Source organism: Streptomyces sp. CAI-85, assembly GCF_013363615.1.
GTDB lineage: Bacteria > Actinomycetota > Actinomycetes > Streptomycetales > Streptomycetaceae > Streptomyces > Streptomyces antibioticus_B.
Map to the genome: position 1 here is coordinate 193,296 of NZ_JAANNX010000006.1, position 16,393 is coordinate 209,688.

Below are 16,393 nucleotides of genomic sequence, written 5' to 3' on the forward strand. Positions count from 1 at the left end.
GCGGCTCCGGGTACCCGGCTCGGCGGTATGAAGACCTCCGGATCACGGCGTCTCCCGAGAGACGGCCCGTTCCGGTCGCCGTGCGGTGGGCACTCGGGCGGCATGAACAGCGATACGGCAGTCCAGGGCTCGTACTGGCTGGAGACCGCGCCGCCCGGCGCCCCCGCGCCACCGCCGGCCGGTGATCTCGAGGTCGATGTCGCCGTGATCGGTGGCGGGATCGCGGGGCTGTCGACGGCCTGGGAGCTGGTCCGGCAGGGGCGGGGTGTGGCCGTGCTGGAGGCCGGGCGGGTCGCCGCCGGGGTGACCGGGCACACCACGGCCAAGCTGAGCGCGCTGCACACCCTCATGTACGACCGTCTGCGCCGGACCCGGGGCCCAGAAGGGGCGCGGCTGTACGCGCGGTCGCAGAGCGAGGCGATCCGGCACGCCGCCGGGATCGCCGCGGAGCTGGGCGTCGACTGCGACTGGGAGGAGACCGCGGCCCTCACCTACGCCGAGGACTCCCGGCAGATCCCCCGGCTGCGGGCGGAGGCCGAGGCGGCGCGCGAGGCGGGGCTGCCCGCCGAGTTCGTCACGGAGACCGAACTGCCGTTCGCGGTCTCCGGAGCGGTCCGGGTGACCGGGCAGGCCCAGTTCCACCCGCGCGCGTATCTGCTGGCGCTCACGGACGAGCTGCGCCGGCGCGGCGGTGCCGTCTACGAGGGCACCCGCGTCGTCGGCCTGTCCGAGGGCGAGCCGTGCGTGCTGACCACCGACGCCGGGGTCTCGGTGCGCGCCCGCGAGGTCGTGGTCGCCACCCACTACCCCGTCTTCGACCGCGCCCTCCTCTTCACCCGGCTCTCCCCGCGCCGCGAACTGGTCCTCGCGGGTCCCGTCGACGAGGCCCTGGCCCCGCGCGACATGTACATCACGCCGGAACGCGCCACCCGGTCCGTGCGCTCCGCACCGTACGGGGACGGCCGGCGCCTGCTGATCGTCACCGGCGAGCACTTCACGCCCGGCACCGCCGACGTCGAGGAGCGGTTCGCCCGGCTGACGGCCTGGACCGGGGAGCACTTCCCCGGGTTCACGGTCACCCACCGGTGGGCCACGCAGGACAACGACTCCACCGACTCCGTGCCGCTGATCGGGCCGCTGCACCCCGGCAGCCGCCACACGTACGTGGCGACCGGGTTCGGCGGCTGGGGGCTGAGCGGCGGCGTCATGGCGGGCCGGCTGCTCGCCGACCTCCTCGCCGGATGGAAGGTCGCGTGGCAGGACCTCTACGATCCCCGCCGGGTGGCGTCCGTGGTCCGTGAGGGGACGGCCTTCCTCAGGCATCAGGCGCAGGTGGCCCGGCACTTCGTCGGCGGCCGGCTGCCGGCCGCGACCGGGACCGCCCCGCAGGACGTCCCGCCCGGCCAGGGGGCCGTGGTGCGCGTGGACGGGCGGCTCTGCGCCGTGCACCGGGACGACGACGGCCGGCTGCACGCGGTGTCGGCGCGCTGCACGCATCTCGGCTGCCCGGTGGCCTTCGACGCCGCCGAACGGGCCTGGGAGTGCCCGTGCCACGGCTCCCGTTTCGCCCCGGACGGACAGGTCCTCCAGGGGCCCGCCGTCCGGCCGCTGGAACGGCGTGACATCTCAACGCCCCCCATGTGACGAGGAGTTCCCCATGTCCCCGCAGGAGTCACCGGAGTCACCCCTGTCCGACGCGGACCACCGCACCTACGAACCCGGGGCCCGCGCCGCCGTGTTCGACGTGGACGGCACTCTCGTCGACACCAACTCCCTGCACGTGGTGACCTGGTGGGAGGCGTTCCGCCAGGCCGGACACATGATCCCCACGCATGCCGTGCACCGGGCCGTCGGCCTCGGCTCCGACGACCTCGTCACCCGGCTCCTCGGCGAGGAACGCGCCCGCGAGGAGGCGGCGGGCCTCGACGCGGCCCACAAGGCGCTCTACGCCCAGTACTTCGAGCGCCTCGCGCCGCTGCCGGACGCGGGACGCCTGCTGCGCCGGCTGGCGGACGACGGCTGGACGATCGTGCTGGCCACCTCGGCGAGCGGCCACGAGCTGTCCGCGCTGCGCCGCGCGATCGACGCGGACGACGCCATCACGGCGACGGCGAGCGCCGACGACGTCACCGAGGGCAAACCGGCCCCCGAACCGGTCGAACGGGCCCTGGAACTGGCCGGCGTTCCGGCGGAGCGCGCGGTGTTCGTCGGGGACACCGTCTGGGACATGCGGGCGGGCAGCCGCGCGGGAGTGCGCTGTGTGGGCCTGCTGTGCGGCGGCATCCCGCGCCACGACCTGGAGGAGGCGGGCGCCGACGCCGTCCACGCCGACCCGGCCGCACTGCTCGCCGCGCTGCCGGACACCCCGCCCGGGTGACGGACCGGCTCGCCGTTACGTCCGCGACCAGGGGGTACTCGTGTGACGTCCCGTCCACCGACAACCCTTCCGGAGGAGCCCGATGACGGTCGAGACCCTCGCCCTCGCTCCCCCGCCGCGCTGCTGGGTCCCCCGCGGCGTCTACCGCCCGCAGGCCGACACCGGTCTGCTGAGACGGGCGATGCGCCGCGAGGGCATCACCGGCCGGACCGACGTCCTCGACCTGGGCACCGGCAGCGGTCTGCTCGCGGTGGAGGCGGCGCGCCTGGGCGGGCGGGTGACGGCGGTGGACATCTCCTGGCGGGCCGTCGCCGCCGCGCGGTTCAACGCCCTGCTCAACGGCGAGACCGTCCGGGTGCGCCACGGCGACCTGGTGGACGCCGTGCCGGGCCGCCGCTTCGACCTCGTGGTCTCCAACCCGCCGTACGTACCCGCGCCGGACGACGCGCCGCCCCGCGGCACGGCCAGGGCGTGGGACGCGGGGCGGGACGGCCGGCTGCTGATCGACCGGATCTGCGACGCCGCGCCCGCGGTCCTGCGGCCGGCGGGAACGCTGCTGATGGTGCACTCGCATCTGAGCGGCGTCGACGCCACGGTGGACCGGCTCGCGGCGGCCGGGCTGCGCGCCGAGGTCGTCGACCGGGCGCGGCTGCCGTTCGGCCGTGTCCTGCGTTCCCGCCTGTCCTGGCTGCGCGCCCGCGGGCTGGTGGCCGGCGGTACGGCCGACAGTACGACGGAGGAACTGGTGGTGATCCGTGCCGAACACGCCTGAGCGTCCGCGCCGTGTCCGTGTCCAGCGCGACGGCCCCCTGCTGGTGGAGGGCCCGGTCGAGGTGGTGGGCGAGGACGGCGAGGTGAAGGTGTCCCACCGGTTCACGGTGGCGCTGTGCACCTGCCGCCGCAGCCGGACGATGCCCTGGTGCGACACCAGCCACCGCCGCCGCGAGCCACGCCGAGGGGACGACCCGCGATGACCGACGCACCCGCCCGGCGGCGCGACGTCCGCCGCCGCCCGCCACCGCTGCCCGCGCCGCGCGGCCCGCTCTCGGCCGAGGTGCTGGCCGCCCTGCGCGACCCGCGCGCCATGCGCCTCTCCCCCGTGCCCGCGGACTGCCCGCCCTACGGCGACGACGTACAGCTCGCCCTGTACGTCCTCTACGAACTGCACTACGAGGGGTTCGACGGCGTCTCCGACCGGCTGGAGTGGGACGGCGCGCTGCTCGCCCACCGCGCCGCCCTGGAGGACCGCTTCCTCGGCGCGCTGCGCGCGGATGTGCCGGTGGACAACACGCAGACGGCCGCGGAGGCGCTCGACGCGCTCCAGATCGAGCCGGTCGGCGACGACGGGGGCGTGTCGTACTTCCTGCGGGACCACGGCACCGTCGACCGGCTGCGCGAGTACGCGGCGGTGCGCTCGCTCTACCACCTCAAGGAGGCCGACCCGCACGCCTGGGTCATCCCGAGGCTGCGCGGGCGGGCCAAGGCGGCGATGGTCGCGGTGGAGTTCGACGAGTTCGGCGCGGGGCGCCCGCAGGAGATCCACGCGGAGCTGTTCGCCGACCTGATGGAGGACCTGGGGCTGGACACGGCGTACGGGCACTATCTCGACGCCGCGCCGGCCGAGGCCCTCGCCGTCGTCAACCAGATGTCCCTGTTCGGCCTCCACCGGGCGCTGCGCGCCGCGCTGGTCGGGCATTTCGCCGCCGTCGAGGTGACCTCCTCCCCGGCCTCCCGCCGGCTGGCGGAGGCCCTGCGCCGGGTGGGCGCGGGCCCCGCGGCCGTGCGGTTCTACACCGAGCACGTGGAGGCGGACGCCGTCCACGAACAGGTCGTCCGCCATGACGTCGTGGGCGGTCTCCTGGAGAGCGAACCGCACCTGGACGCCGACGTGGTGTTCGGGATCCGGACGACCGCCTTCCTGGAGGACCGCCTGGCGGCCCGCCTCCTGGACGCCTGGAAGAGCGGCGGCACGGTCCTGGCCCCGTGAGGGACGCTCAGGGCCTGTCGTCGAACCGCGGCCGGGACTGGTCCGCGCTGCGCCGGCTGGGGCCGCCGCCGAGCTGGTGCGGGTCGAGGCGTTCGCCGCCGTCGCCGGCCCGCGGCACCTCGTTGGGTTCGCGCACCTCGCGCTCCTCGTGGACCGGCCCCGAGGCGGGCGGCGTCGGCTGCTCCGCGGGCCGCGGCGGGGCGGGCTCCCGGCGCCGTACGCCGATGCCGAGGCGTACGGCCCACACCAGCATCACCGTGATGAGCACCCCGAGGACGACGATGACGGCCATGCCCGCCCCCGACGCCGCGGCGGCTGTCTGCGCAAGTGTCGTGTTCATCGCCGCCGGGTACCCGCCGCCCGGCGTTGAATGCCACGGAACGACGCCTTCCGCTCCATGTCACCCGGACGGGTCCACGCCGATGACCAGCAGGGCGATGTCGTCGACCGGCTCGGCGGCATGGCCGATGAGATGGTCGGCCACGGCGTCCAGGTCACCGGGGTCGGCGGCGGCGAGGTGGCCCGCGAGCGCGGTGACGGCCTCGTCCGGGTCGAGTCCGGGGCGTTCCACCAGCCCGTCGGTGTACAGCACGAGGACGCTGCCCGGCGGCAGCGGGTAGGCGGCGGCCTGGTAGGCGGCGTCGGGTTCGATGCCGAGGAGCAGGCCGGGCGGGACGTCGAGCACCTCGGTGCGGCCGTCCGGATGCCGCAGCACGGCGGGCGGATGGCCGGCGCTGGCCAGGCAGACGGTCCGGCGGACCAGGTCCAGATGGGCGTAGAGACAGCTCGCGAACCGGCCCGCGTCCAGGTCGACCAGGAGCCGGTTGGTGGTGCTGAGGACGTCGGCGGGCGCGGAGCCGGCCATCGCGTGGCCGTGGACCGCGGTGCGCACCTGCCCCATCAGCGCGGCCGCGTCCACGTCGTGCCCCTGGACGTCGCCGATCGCGGCGGCCACGGTCGTGTCGTCGAGGCGGATCAGGTCGTAGAAGTCGCCGCCGACCTCCATGCCGTGGCCGGACGGCCGGTAGCGGGCGGCGACCCGCAGTCCGGGCGGTGTCGGCAGGCGCCGGGGCAGCAGGGCGGCCTGGAGCTGATGGGCGACGGTGTACTGGGTGTCGTAGAGGCGGCCGCGTTCGAGGGCCTGTCCGACCAGGCCGACCAGGGCGGTGAGGGCCGCGCGTTCGGAGGGCGGGAAGTGCTGGGGGCGGTCGTAGGCGAGGACGAGCGAGCCGATGGCGCGGCCGGAGGCGACCAGCGGGAGGAACGCCCAGGACGCCTTGTCGTCGAGCTGGACGGCCCGCGGGTAGAGGCGCCGCAGCTCGTCGAAGCTGGTGAAGAAGTGCGGGGTGCAGGTGTCGACCACGCGGGCGGCGGGGGTGTCCGCGGTGAGCGGGAGGTCGTCGAAGCGGGCCATCAGTTCGGCGTCGTAGCCGCGGTGGCCGAGCATCCGCAGCCGGCCGTCGCGGGCCGCCATCAGGGCCATGGCCTTGGCGCCGAGGGCGGGCATGAGCTGGTCGGCGGCCTGGTTCACGACGTCCTGGACCCCGACGGCCTCGGTGAGCGTGGCGGCCAGGTGCATCAGGTGGTACAGCAGCCCGGCGCGGCCGGGTCCGGCGGGGTGTTCGGCCGCCGTGGCCGGGCCGGGTCCGGCGAGGGGGTCGCCTGGGGTGATGCGGACGCTGATCCCGGACGGGTCCGGGTACAGCTCGAAGACCAGCGGCACGTCCGGTGGGCGCACCGCCATGAAGGTGGTGGGCTGCTCGCTGACCAGGGCCGACCGGTAGCGGTCCTCGACCTCGGGGACGTCCATCCACGGCAGGGCCTCCCAGGGCAGCGCGCCCACCAGTTCGTCGACGGGGACGCCGAGGAGGTCGGCGGCCCCGGGCGTGACGAAGGTGAACCGGCCGGTCATGTCCAGGGCGCAGGCGCCGCCGGGCAGCCGGGCGACGTACGCGGCGAGTTCGCCCGCCTCGGCCGACACGGCGCGGGTGCGCAGCGGGTGCGGCAGGATCCGCGGCTCGTCCGGCGGGCACAGTCCGCAGTCCCCGGCCACGCGGTGCAGCAGCCGGCCGAGGCGGCGGCAGCCCGCGTCGACGGCCTCCCGCTCGCGGTCGCTGAGCAGGGCCGGGTGCGAGCCCGGCCACAGCAGCACCAGACCGCCGACGGTGGCGCCCTCGGCGGTGAGCGGGGCGGCGGCCAGCGAGAAGGGGTACGGCAGCACGAGCGAGGTGCGCGGGTAGCGGCGCGCCATCTCCTCGATGTCCCCCACCCACACCAGCCCGCCCCGGCGTACGGCGTCCGCCACCGCGACGGGCTCGGACAGGCCCACCCGGGCCCAGGGCAGGGCCATCTCGCGGGGCGCGCCGGTCAGCGCCACCAGCCACAGGGCGTCACCGGAAGGGGGCAGGACGTAGAGCAGACCGCGGGACGCGCCGCTGTCGTCGACCACGTCCAGCAGCGCCGCGTCCATCGCGTCGGGCACGGCATCCGGCGCGGCGTGCGGCACGGCCGCTCGAAAACCGCCCATGCATAAACATTAGTCCGTTTCCGGGGCCGCTACCCCACGCCGTACGCGGCCGATCCGTCGGGCACATGGATGTCCAGGACGCAGATGTCGTCCCGGTGGCGGGGCCGCAGGGCCGCCAGGGCGGGGGCGAGTGCCTCGACGCCGTCGGTGCGCAGCAGCCGCAGCGCCGTCCCGGCAAGCCGGTCGAATCCCACGCCGATGTCCTCCCCCGGGTTCTCCACCAGCCCGTCGGTGTACATCAGGAGGTGGTCGCCGGGCAGCAGGTCGATCACGGCCTGGCCGAACACCGGGTCGCGCGCCGCCCCGAGCAGGATGCCCTCGGGCTGCGGCAGGAACGTGGCCTCCCCGCCCCGGATCAGCAGGGGCGGCAGATGTCCGGCCCGTACCCAGGTCAGCCGCCGGTCCTCGGCGCGGTAACAGCCCATGATCATGGTGGCGTTGGTCGCGTACGCGTCGCCCGCGGTGTGCAGCAGCAGGGTGTTGAGCCTGCTCAGGACATCGGGGAGGGCCGACCCGGTGACGGCCATCCCCTTGGCGGTGAACCGGAGTTGGGCCATGGTGCCGACGGCGGCGAGACTGTGTCCGGCCACGTCCCCGACCACGAACAGGGCGTTGCCGCCGGGGAGTTCGATGGCGCTGTACCAGTCGCCGCCGACGTTCACCCCGGTGCCGGCGGGGACGTAGGCGACGTCCACGCACAGGCCGGCCAGCTCCAGCGACTGTTCGGGGATCGGCAGCAGCGTCTCCTGGAGGCGGGCGGCGAGGGCGCGTTCGGCCTGGAGCATGCCGCGCTGGACGAGGTTGGCGCGTTCGCTCTCGCCGAGGGCGATCTCGGCGTCCCGCTGCGCGGTGAGGTCCTGGAAGAAGCCGTGCACCTCCACGGCGGTGCCGTCGGCGTCGGTCTGCGCCTCGGCGACGATCCGCAGATGCCGTACGCCGTCCGCGACCGTGATCCGGAAGGGCTGGTCGATGGCCCGGCCCTCGCCCAGCAGCCGCCGTACGGCCGTGCCGAGCCTGGGCAGATCGTCGGGGACCAGATGCCCGGGCAGCTCCTCCAGGGTCATGGGGCCCCGGCCGGGATCCCGGTCGAAGATCGCGTAGACCTGCTCGGACCAGGTGATGGTGTTCGTGGTGAGGTCCCATCGCGCCCAGCCCAGATTGCCCAGGCGCTGCATGTCGGCGAGCCGGCGGGCCTCGCGCTCGCCCGTGTCGTGGCGGATCCAGGACACGACCAGCCGGCCGCCGAGCCGGGAGACCCGCACGGAGTAGCTGGACCGGCGGGGGACGCCGGCGAGCACCTCCTCGTAGGCGAAGGGTTCGCTGTCGTAGGTGGTGCCCGTCGTCAGCGTGTCCAGGTACGCGTCCCACAGGGGGCTGCCGGCCACCGTCGGATACGTCTCCAGGATGCTGCGGCCCACCAGTTCCTTGCCCCGGCGGCCCGCCACGTCGACGGACTCGGGGGCCGCCGCCTCGATCCGGAAGTCCTCGACCGCGCCCGCCTCGGTCCACAGCGGGAGCAGCAGGACGGCGGGTCCTGGCAGGGCGTCGAAGATCCGCTGGACGGTGTCGACGTCGTCCCGCACCGGGTCGGATCCCGCCCCGTCCCGGCCGTCGTGCGAGGGGCGGCGCGGCGTGCCGGGCAGAGGGCCGCGCAGCGGTCCGGCGCACAGGCGGACGGCCCGGCGCAGCAGGGACCGCGTCGAGGTGTCGAACGGGCCGGGGCGGGTGCGCAGGAAGCCGACGACAGCGGCGGCCGTGCGCTCCTCGGGGACGGGGATCCAGGCGCGGGAGGGCCAGCGGGCGGGCGGATCGCCGATCAGCAGATAGCGGGTGGCGTCGCGCGCCGGGTCCTCCAGCCAGAGCGGCTCGCCCTCGGCGACCGCCGCCAGGGCGGCGACACCGGCGAGCGGCGGGATGTGGCTCCACTGTGCGGCAAGGGCGGCGTCGACGCCCGCGTGCCCGGCGAGTTCCAGGGTGCCGGCGGCCGTGACGGTGTAGATCATCACGGCGTCCACGCCCGCCGCGCCGGACAGCGCGGTCCGCAGCAGACGGGCGATGTCCCCGCAGGTGCGGGCACCGGCCAGGGCGTCGGCGAACCCGGACAGCGGCGTCTCCCGGCCGGTGCCGGGCAGGTACTGGCGGGTGTCGAACGGTGAGCGGCCGGAGCCGTCCTCGGACGCCTCGGTTTCCGGCTCCGCAGCGGGAGACGGCGGCTGCGCGAAGTCACGGCCGGCGCGGCCCGTGCGGCCCAGGGTGATCCAGCACTCCTCCATCAGGGTGCGCCGGTGCCGTGCGGCCCGGGCGAGCAGCAGCTCGTAGGCCGCGTCCGCCGGTACGCCCGCCTGGGCCATGACGACGCCCTTGGCGCGTTCGACGACGGCCGTCATCGAGGCGACGCCTTCCAGGTCCACGACCTCGGCGCGCAGCCTGGCCACGACCTTGGCGAGGGCGAGCACACCGGGGGCGGCTCCGTCGTCGGAATGTGCGGGGCCGGGCTGTGCGGGCTCGGGGCCCGGCGGATCGGGGTGCGCGGGGTCGGGGAGTGCAGGCTCGCTCTCCATGGTCCGAGCATGCCACGGGAGGTCGAGGGCGGAAGGTTCCGGAAAGGTTTCGCCCGCCCCGAGCCGGTTACGCGGCCCGGGTCGGACAGGCCCCTGCCGAGGGAGGCGACCCCATGGTGCGCACGGTCCGCGCGGGGCGGCACACCGTCGAGGTGCACCGGCCCGGCAAGGTGCTGCTCCCCGACCTGGGGAACGGCGAGGGATACACGAAGGCCGACCTGGTCGCGTACCACGAGGCGGCGGCCGAGTTCATGCTGCCGCACCTGCGCGGCCGGCCGCTGATGCTGGAGCGGTATCCGGACGGGCTCGACGGGCCCCGGTTCATGCAGAAGAACACCCCGGACCACTATCCGGACTGGGTCACCCGGGTCGACCTGCCGAAGGAGGGCGGCACGGTCCGCCACCTGGTCTGCGACGACCCGGCCACCCTGGTCCTGCTCGCCGACCAGGCGTGCCTGACCCTGCACCGCTGGCTGTCCCGCGCGGACCGGCCGGACCGGCCCGATCTGATGGTCTTCGACCTCGACCCCAGCGACGCCGACGACTTCGCCCCCGTACGGGAGGCGGCCCACCGGCTGCGGGAGGTGCTGGACCGGCTGGAGCTGCCCTGCGCGCCGATGACGACGGGCTCGCGCGGACTGCACGTCGTCGTCCCGCTCGCACGGCGTCACGGCTTCGACGAGGTTCGCGCGGGACGTCGCCGAGCTGCTCGTCTCCGAACACCCCGACCGGCTGACCGTCGCCGCCCGCAAGAAGGACCGCGGCGACCGCCTCTACCTGGACGTCCAGCGCAACGCCTACGCCCAGACGGTCGTCGCCCCCTACACCGTGCGGGCCCGCCCTGGCGCGCCCGTGGCCACGCCGTTCGCCTGGGAGCAGTTGGACGACCCCGATCTCGGCCCGCGCCGGTGGAGCGTCGCCGACGCCCTGGACCAGGCCCGCACCCGCCCCTGGTCGGAGCTGGGCGGACGGGGCCGTGCGCTGGGGCCAGCGCGGCGCGGGCTGGACCGGCTCCGCGCCTCGCCCGCATAGGGGCTCGGTGCGCGGCTGCCCCTAGCTCGCGGACGCCGTCTGCTTCTCCGCCTTGGCGAACACGTCCAGGAACGTCTCGCAGAACGCCTTGAGGTCGTCCGGCTTGCGGCTGGTGACCAGCAGGTTCGTGCCGTGGTCGCAGATCTTCACCTGTTCGTCGACCCAGGTGCCGCCGGCGTTGCCGATGTCCGTGCGCAGGCTCGGCCACGAGGTCAGCTCGCGGCCGCGTACGACGTCCGCCTCGATGAGCGTCCAGGGGGCGTGGCAGATCGCCGCGACCGGCAGCCCCCGGTCGAAGAAGCCCTTCACGAACGCCACGGCGTCACGGTCGGTGCGCAGGAAGTCGGGATTGGCGACCCCGCCGGGCAGGACCAGCCCGCCGAAGGAGTCCACGGACGCCTCGCCCGCGGTCTCGTCGACCGGGAACGTGTCCGCCTTGTCGAGATGGTCGAAGGCCCGTACCTCGCCCGGCTCGGTCGAGACCAGGACGGGCTCGTGGCCCGCGTCCAGCGCGGCCTGCCAGGGTTCGGTCAGCTCGACCTGCTCGACGCCCTCGGGTGCCGTCAGAAACGCGATGCGCATGATCGTTCCACTTCCTCTCGTCACGGGCACGGGGTGTCCGGCCCCCGCGTACCCGGGAGGAGGGAGGCGACACGGGTGCGGTGAAAACAGGTCAGGTCGTTTTCGGTCCGACAGAAGGGATAGTCGTCCTTTTATGGTGCAGATCGGATACACGATGATGACCGAGCAGGCCGGCCCCCGGGACCTGGTGGACCATGTGGTCCGCGCCGAGGCGGCGGGCTTCGACTTCTCCGTCACCTCGGACCACTACTTCCCGTGGCTGCGCTCCCAGGGCCACTCCCCGTACGCGTGGAGCCTGCTCGGTGCCGCCGCCCAGGCCACCTCGCGCATCCCGCTCATGACGTACGTGACCTGCCCGACCGTCCGCTACCACCCGGCGGTGGTGGCGCAGAAGGCGGCCACCGTCCAGTTGCTGGCCGAGGGCAGGTTCCGGCTGGGGCTCGGGGCGGGCGAGAACCTCAACGAACATGTGGTGGGCCGCGGCTGGCCCTCGGTGGACGTACGGCACGAGATGCTCGAAGAGGCCGTGCTGATCATCCGGGAGCTGTTCGAGGGCGGCCATGTGACGCGGCACGGCCCGCACTTCCAGGTGGACTCGGCCCGGCTGTGGGACCTGCCCGACCCGCCGCCGCCTCTGGGGATCGCCGTCTCCGGGGCCCGTTCCTGTGCGCTGGCCGGGCGGCTGGCGGATCTGGTGATCGCCACCGAGCCGGACAAGGAGCTGCTGGACGCGTTCGAGGAGCACGGCGGCCGCGGAAAGCCCAGGGTGGGCCAGTTGCCGGTCTGTCACGATCCCGACCGGGAGGCCGCCGTGCGGCGCGCTCACGACCAGTTCCGCTGGTCGGGGCTCGGCTGGAAGGTCAACTCCGAGCTTCCGCACCCGGACTCCTTCGAGGAGGCGACCCGGTTCGTGACGCCCGACGACGTGGCCGCGGCCGTCCCGTGCGGCGACGATCCGGACGACTTCGTGGAGGCCGTACGGCCGTACGCCGAGGCCGGGTTCACCGAGGTCGCGCTCGTCCAGATCGGGGGCGAGTCGCAGCACCGGTTCCTGGACTGGTCGGAGAAGACACTGCTGCCGGCGCTGCGTAAGGCGTTCACCTGAGGTGGTAGACGTGGAAGGCCCGTCCGATGACGGGCTGGGCCACATTGCGTACGGTCACTCCGCCGCTGGTCAGGCCGTGTTCCGTACCGGAGTGGGCGTGGCCGTGGACGGCGAGGTCGGCGCCGGCCGAGTCGATGGCCTCGGCGAGCAGATAGCTGCCGAGGAAGGGATAGATCTCCAGGGGTTCGCCGGCCAGCGTGTCCGGCACCGGCGAGAAGTGGGTCAGCGCGATGCGTACGTCGCACGCGTCGCCGGCCAGTTCCTCCAGGGCGCCGCGCAGACTGTCGGCGCGCAGGCGGGAGTAGCGGACGAACTCCTTCATGACGGGCTCGCCGAACTCGCCGGCGCAGCGGCCCGCGAATCCCCCGCCGAACCCCTTGGTGCCCGCCACGCCGATGCGCTCGCCGCCGTGGGTGACGACGGTCGCCTCGCCCTCCAGGACATGGGCGCCGGCGTCCCGCAGGACGGCCGTGACCTCGTCGGCGCGGTCGGCGTGGTGGTCGTGGTTGCCCAGCACGGCGACCACCGGAACACCCAGGTCCGTGATCTCGCGCGCGACCACCCGCGCCTCCTCCGGGGTGCCGTGCCGGGTGAGGTCGCCGGCCAGCAGGAGGACGTCGGCGCGGTCGGGGAGGGTCTCGAAGGCGGGGCGCAGGGTGCCCTGGCTCTCGGGCCCCATGTGGATGTCGCCGACGGCTGCCACCCGGGTCATGGAAGCTCCTCCGCGTGATCGGGCGCGGTGGTGTCCGCGACGACGAGATCGCCGTGCACGGGCACGCCGGGCAGGGTCTCGTGGACGAGGCCGAGGATGTCGTCGCGGCACTCGGCGGAGGGCACCGTGCCGGTCACCAGGACGGTCTCGCCCCGGGTCTCGACGCGGATGCCCAGGGCGGCGGGGTGTCCCTCCGCCAGCCGTTCCACGAGGTGGGCCACGCGGTACTCGCCGGCGGTCATCGGTCCCCGCCCTCCTTCTCGATCACGTCGAGGCGTTCGAGGAGGTAGAGGAACGCGGCCGGCATCGGCCGGTCGGCGCAGCGGCGCCGCACCTCCGTCCAGTCGACCTTCTCGCGCAGCGCGCGGGCCACCGGCAGCACCGCCCCGAAGTCGCAGTGGTGCTCGGAGAAGGCGCTGTTCAGGCCGACCAGGAGATCGGTCGCGGACAGCACGGGCATCTGCACCGAGTCCACGGGCAGGTCGTCGGCGCGGTCCAGCAGCTCGGCCGTGACGGGGCCGTACGACAGCTCGAAGATGATGTCGACGTCCTGGCCGAGGCAGGTGGTCTTGAGCAGCCAGTCCTCGGGCGGGACGCGCACGGTGAGCCCGGCCTCGCGCAGCGCGGCCGCCACGGCTTCGGCGTCCTCGGGCAGGACACAGAAGTCGGCGTCGTGCTGGAGCCCGCCCCGGGCGCTGCCGCCCTGCGCGTAGACCGCCACGCCTCCGGCGAGCGCGAACCGGTGCCCGGACCGTTTCAGGACGGCGCCGACCTTCTTGGTGGTCTCCAGGATCGCCTGACTGCGGTCGGCCGGCAGGTCGGGCTCCTGGTGCGGCTCCGGCCCGTCGGCCGCCACGTGCAGGCCGGTCGGAGCGGAGCCGTGCGCGCGGGCGGGCACCGGTGCGTTCGGCCTCATGACCACTCCCTTCGCTTCCTACGACCTTCGCTTCCTACGACGGGGCCCGGGTACCCGGTGTGAGGGCCGGCCACACGGCGGCCCGCGCCCGCGGGGCGACCGCCCCGGCTTCACGGCTTACGGACACTGGCACGACACGCACGACGGTGGTGATGGCATCATGCGCACGGCCGGATCGGCGACGGGGCTCGCCCTCGTCGTGATCGACATGATCAACACGTACGAGCACAAGGACGCCGACCTGCTCGTGTCCTCCGTCGCCGGGGTCGTGCCCGTGGTGGCGGAGCTGATCCGGCGGGCCCGGGACGCGGACGTGCCGGTGATCTACGCGAACGACAACTTCGGGCTCTGGCGCTCCCAGCACGACGAACTCGTGCGCACCGCGCTGGACCGTCCGCACCGTGATCTGATCGAGCCGATCCTGCCCGACGACGACGCGCTGTTCGTGATGAAGGCCCGTCACTCCATCTTCTACGAGACGCCGATGGCCTATCTGCTGTCCCAACTGGGCGTCGGACAGGTGGTGCTGTGCGGTCAGGTCACCGAACAGTGCGTGCTGTACTCGGCGTTGGACGCGCACATCCGCCATCTGGAGGTCGTCGTGCCGAGGGACGCGGTCGCCTCCATCCATCCCCGTCTGGAGGCGGCGGCCCTGGAGATGATGGAGCGCAACATGGACGCCCGGATCGTGGGGGCGAGGGACGTGGACTTCCGGGGTACCCGGTCGCTCTGACCGTGTCCCGCCCTGCCTCGAACCCCTTTGCGAAAGGCTGCGACCATGTCGACGAAGGTCTCCGACCACATCCTGCGACGGCTGCGCGAGTGGGGGGTGGAGCATGTCTTCGCCTACCCGGGGGACGGCATCAACGGCCTCCTCGCCGCCTGGGGCCGCGCCGACGACAACCCCAGGTTCATCCAGGCGCGCCACGAGGAGATGTCGGCCTTCCAGGCGGTCGGCTACGCCAAGTTCTCCGGCCGGGTCGGGGTCTGCGCCGCCACTTCGGGCCCCGGCGCCATCCATCTCCTCAACGGCCTCTACGACGCCAAGCTCGACCATGTGCCGGTCGTGGCGATCGTGGGGCAGACCGACCGCAGCGCGATGGGCGGCTCCTACCAGCAGGAGGTCGACCTGCTGAGCCTGTACAAGGACGTCGCCTCGGACTTCTGCGAGATGGTCACCGTCCCGGAGCAACTGCCGAACGTGCTGGACCGGGCGCTGCGCACCGCGATCGCCCGCCGCACGGTGACCGCCGTGATCGTCCCCGCCGATGTGCAGCAGCTCGACTACTCCCCGCCGGAGCACGCCTTCAAGATGGTGCCGTCCAGCCTCGGCATGCCGCACTACGCGCCGGTGCCGGACGACGAGGATCTGCGCCGGGCCGCCGACGTCCTCAACTCCTGCGGAAAGATCGCCCTGTTGATCGGCCAGGGCGCACGGCACGCCCGTACGGAGGTGATGGCCGTCGCCGACCGGCTCGGCGCCGGGGTGGCCAAGGCGCTGCTGGGCAAGGACGCCCTCGACGACGACCTGCCGTACGTCACCGGCGCGATCGGACTGCTGGGCACCAGGCCGTCGTACGAGATGATGCGGGAGTGCGACGGGCTGCTGGTGATCGGCTCGTCGTTCCCCTACAGCCAGTTCCTGCCGGAGTTCGGGCAGGCCAGGGCCGTGCAGATCGACATCGACCCGCACATGGTCGGTCTGCGCTATCCGTTCGAGGTCAATCTCGTCGGGGACGCCGCCCGGACCCTGCGCCGGCTGCTGCCGCTGCTGGAGCAGGTCGAGGACCCGGCGTGGCGGACGAAGATCGAGGACAACGTCACGCGCTGGTGGGAGGTCATGGACCGGCGGGCTGCCGTCGACGCCGATCCGATCAACCCGGAGCAGGTCACCCACGCGCTCAACGACGTCCTCCCGGAGAACGTCGTCCTGAGCGCCGACTCGGGCTCGGCCGCCAACTGGTACGCCCGTCATCTGAAGCTGCGCGGCGCGATGCGCGGTTCGCTGTCGGGCACCCTCGCGACGATGGGTCCGGGTGTGCCGTACGCGATCGGGGCGAAGTTCGCGCACGGCGACCGGCCCGCGATCGCGCTCGTCGGGGACGGGGCGATGCAGATGAACGGCATGGCGGAGCTGATCACCGTCGCCAAGTACTGGCGGGAGTGGGAGGATCCGCGGCTGATCGTCGCCGTGTTCAACAACCAGGATCTGAACCAGGTGACATGGGAGATGCGGGCCATGTCCGGCGCCCCGCAGTTCCTGCCCTCGCAGTCGCTCCCCGACGTCGGTTACGCCGACTTCGCGCGTTCGCTCGGTCTGGCCGGGGTGCGGGTGGAGAAGCCGGAGCAGGTGGCCGGCGCGTGGGAGACGGCGCTCGTGGCGGACCGGCCGTGCGTGCTCGACTTCGTGACCGACCCGGCCGTACCGCCGATCCCGCCGCACGCCACGCTGGAGCAGATCGAGGCGGCGGTGGCGTCCGTCCTCAAGGGCGACAGCGACCGCGGGGCGATGGTGCGGCAGGGCTTCAAGGCCAAGATCCAGGACTTTCTGCCGGGGAACCGCCATGGGGAGAGCGGGCGCTGAGCGAGGTCGT

The 16,393-nt window shown here is 73.8% G+C and carries 15 protein-coding genes and 1 pseudogene; 9 read left to right on the top strand and 7 right to left on the bottom strand.

What is annotated here, in order from left to right; translation table 11 throughout:
- Positions 1–102: 102 nt before the first annotated feature.
- From G6W55_RS11225 to G6W55_RS11245, 5 genes are all read left to right on the top strand, one after another.
- Entirely contained in the window at positions 103–1,644 is a 1,542-nt protein-coding gene (locus tag G6W55_RS11225; RefSeq protein ID WP_175520659.1) for an FAD-dependent oxidoreductase, read from the top strand.
- Between the two features lie 13 nt (positions 1,645–1,657).
- Positions 1,658–2,377, top strand: coding sequence for an HAD family hydrolase (locus G6W55_RS11230; protein ID WP_175520660.1), 720 nt, complete (start codon positions 1,658–1,660; stop codon positions 2,375–2,377).
- A gap of 82 nt (positions 2,378–2,459) precedes the next feature.
- The gene (locus tag G6W55_RS11235) at positions 2,460–3,149 is read left to right on the top strand and encodes a HemK2/MTQ2 family protein methyltransferase (RefSeq protein ID WP_175520661.1); all 690 of its coding nucleotides are present in this window, start codon (positions 2,460–2,462) and stop codon (positions 3,147–3,149) included.
- Positions 3,133–3,351, top strand: a complete 219-nt coding sequence (locus G6W55_RS11240) for a CDGSH iron-sulfur domain-containing protein (protein WP_175520662.1) — start codon at positions 3,133–3,135, stop codon at positions 3,349–3,351. The genes G6W55_RS11235 and G6W55_RS11240 overlap by 17 nt, the downstream gene beginning before the upstream one ends.
- Positions 3,348–4,364: an iron-containing redox enzyme family protein gene (locus G6W55_RS11245; RefSeq protein ID WP_175520663.1), complete on the top strand. Its 1,017-nt coding sequence runs from the start codon at positions 3,348–3,350 to the stop codon at positions 4,362–4,364. Before G6W55_RS11240 ends, G6W55_RS11245 begins: the two co-directional genes overlap by 4 nt.
- Before the next feature lie 7 nt (positions 4,365–4,371).
- Here the strand turns inward: G6W55_RS11245 and G6W55_RS11250 are convergent, their stop codons facing one another.
- From G6W55_RS11250 to G6W55_RS11260, 3 genes are read right to left on the bottom strand one after another with little or no spacing between them, the layout of a single operon-like run.
- A complete protein-coding gene (locus G6W55_RS11250; protein ID WP_175520664.1) occupies positions 4,372–4,704 on the bottom strand; it encodes a DUF6479 family protein in 333 nt (110 codons plus the stop codon).
- A gap of 60 nt (positions 4,705–4,764) precedes the next feature.
- Entirely contained in the window at positions 4,765–6,891 is a 2,127-nt protein-coding gene (locus tag G6W55_RS11255) for a SpoIIE family protein phosphatase (RefSeq protein WP_254876186.1), read from the bottom strand.
- A 29-nt stretch (positions 6,892–6,920) separates the two neighbouring features.
- Positions 6,921–9,278: a SpoIIE family protein phosphatase gene (locus G6W55_RS11260; protein ID WP_254876199.1), complete on the bottom strand. Its 2,358-nt coding sequence runs from the start codon at positions 9,276–9,278 to the stop codon at positions 6,921–6,923.
- 287 nt (positions 9,279–9,565) lie between these two features.
- On the opposite strand from G6W55_RS11260, the pseudogene ligD reads away from it, so the two are divergent.
- Positions 9,566–10,484 (top strand): annotated as a pseudogene (ligD, locus tag G6W55_RS11265) (non-homologous end-joining DNA ligase).
- Between the two features lie 21 nt (positions 10,485–10,505).
- Here the strand turns inward: ligD and G6W55_RS11270 are convergent.
- Positions 10,506–11,066, bottom strand: coding sequence for a type 1 glutamine amidotransferase domain-containing protein (locus G6W55_RS11270; protein ID WP_175520666.1), 561 nt, complete (start codon positions 11,064–11,066; stop codon positions 10,506–10,508).
- Between the two features lie 133 nt (positions 11,067–11,199).
- Here G6W55_RS11270 and G6W55_RS11275 point away from each other — a divergent pair, with 133 nt between their 5' ends.
- Positions 11,200–12,171 carry an LLM class F420-dependent oxidoreductase gene (locus G6W55_RS11275; RefSeq protein ID WP_175520667.1) on the top strand — a complete coding sequence of 324 codons (972 nt, stop codon included), beginning with the start codon at positions 11,200–11,202 and terminating at the stop codon, positions 12,169–12,171.
- Here the strand turns inward: G6W55_RS11275 and G6W55_RS11280 are convergent.
- Genes G6W55_RS11280 through G6W55_RS11290 form a run of 3 tightly spaced genes read right to left on the bottom strand, consistent with a single transcriptional unit; the run spans position 12,164 to position 13,799 of the window.
- Positions 12,164–12,883 (bottom strand): metallophosphoesterase, encoded by a 720-nt coding sequence (locus G6W55_RS11280; RefSeq protein WP_175520668.1) that lies wholly within the window; start codon positions 12,881–12,883, stop codon positions 12,164–12,166. The genes G6W55_RS11275 and G6W55_RS11280 overlap by 8 nt on opposite strands.
- Complete coding sequence (locus tag G6W55_RS11285) at positions 12,880–13,125, bottom strand: BON domain-containing protein (RefSeq protein WP_175520669.1); 246 nt, start codon at positions 13,123–13,125, stop codon at positions 12,880–12,882. Before G6W55_RS11285 ends, G6W55_RS11280 begins: the two co-directional genes overlap by 4 nt.
- A complete protein-coding gene (locus tag G6W55_RS11290; RefSeq protein ID WP_175520670.1) occupies positions 13,122–13,799 on the bottom strand; it encodes a nucleotidyltransferase family protein in 678 nt (225 codons plus the stop codon). The genes G6W55_RS11285 and G6W55_RS11290 overlap by 4 nt, the downstream gene beginning before the upstream one ends.
- A 160-nt stretch (positions 13,800–13,959) precedes the next feature.
- Between G6W55_RS11290 and G6W55_RS11295 the strand changes: the two genes are divergently transcribed.
- Entirely contained in the window at positions 13,960–14,532 is a 573-nt protein-coding gene (locus G6W55_RS11295) for a cysteine hydrolase family protein (protein ID WP_175520671.1), read from the top strand.
- Between the two features lie 45 nt (positions 14,533–14,577).
- Positions 14,578–16,383 carry a thiamine pyrophosphate-requiring protein gene (locus G6W55_RS11300; RefSeq protein ID WP_175520672.1) on the top strand — a complete coding sequence of 602 codons (1,806 nt, stop codon included), beginning with the start codon at positions 14,578–14,580 and terminating at the stop codon, positions 16,381–16,383.
- Positions 16,384–16,393: the final 10 nt, after the last annotated feature.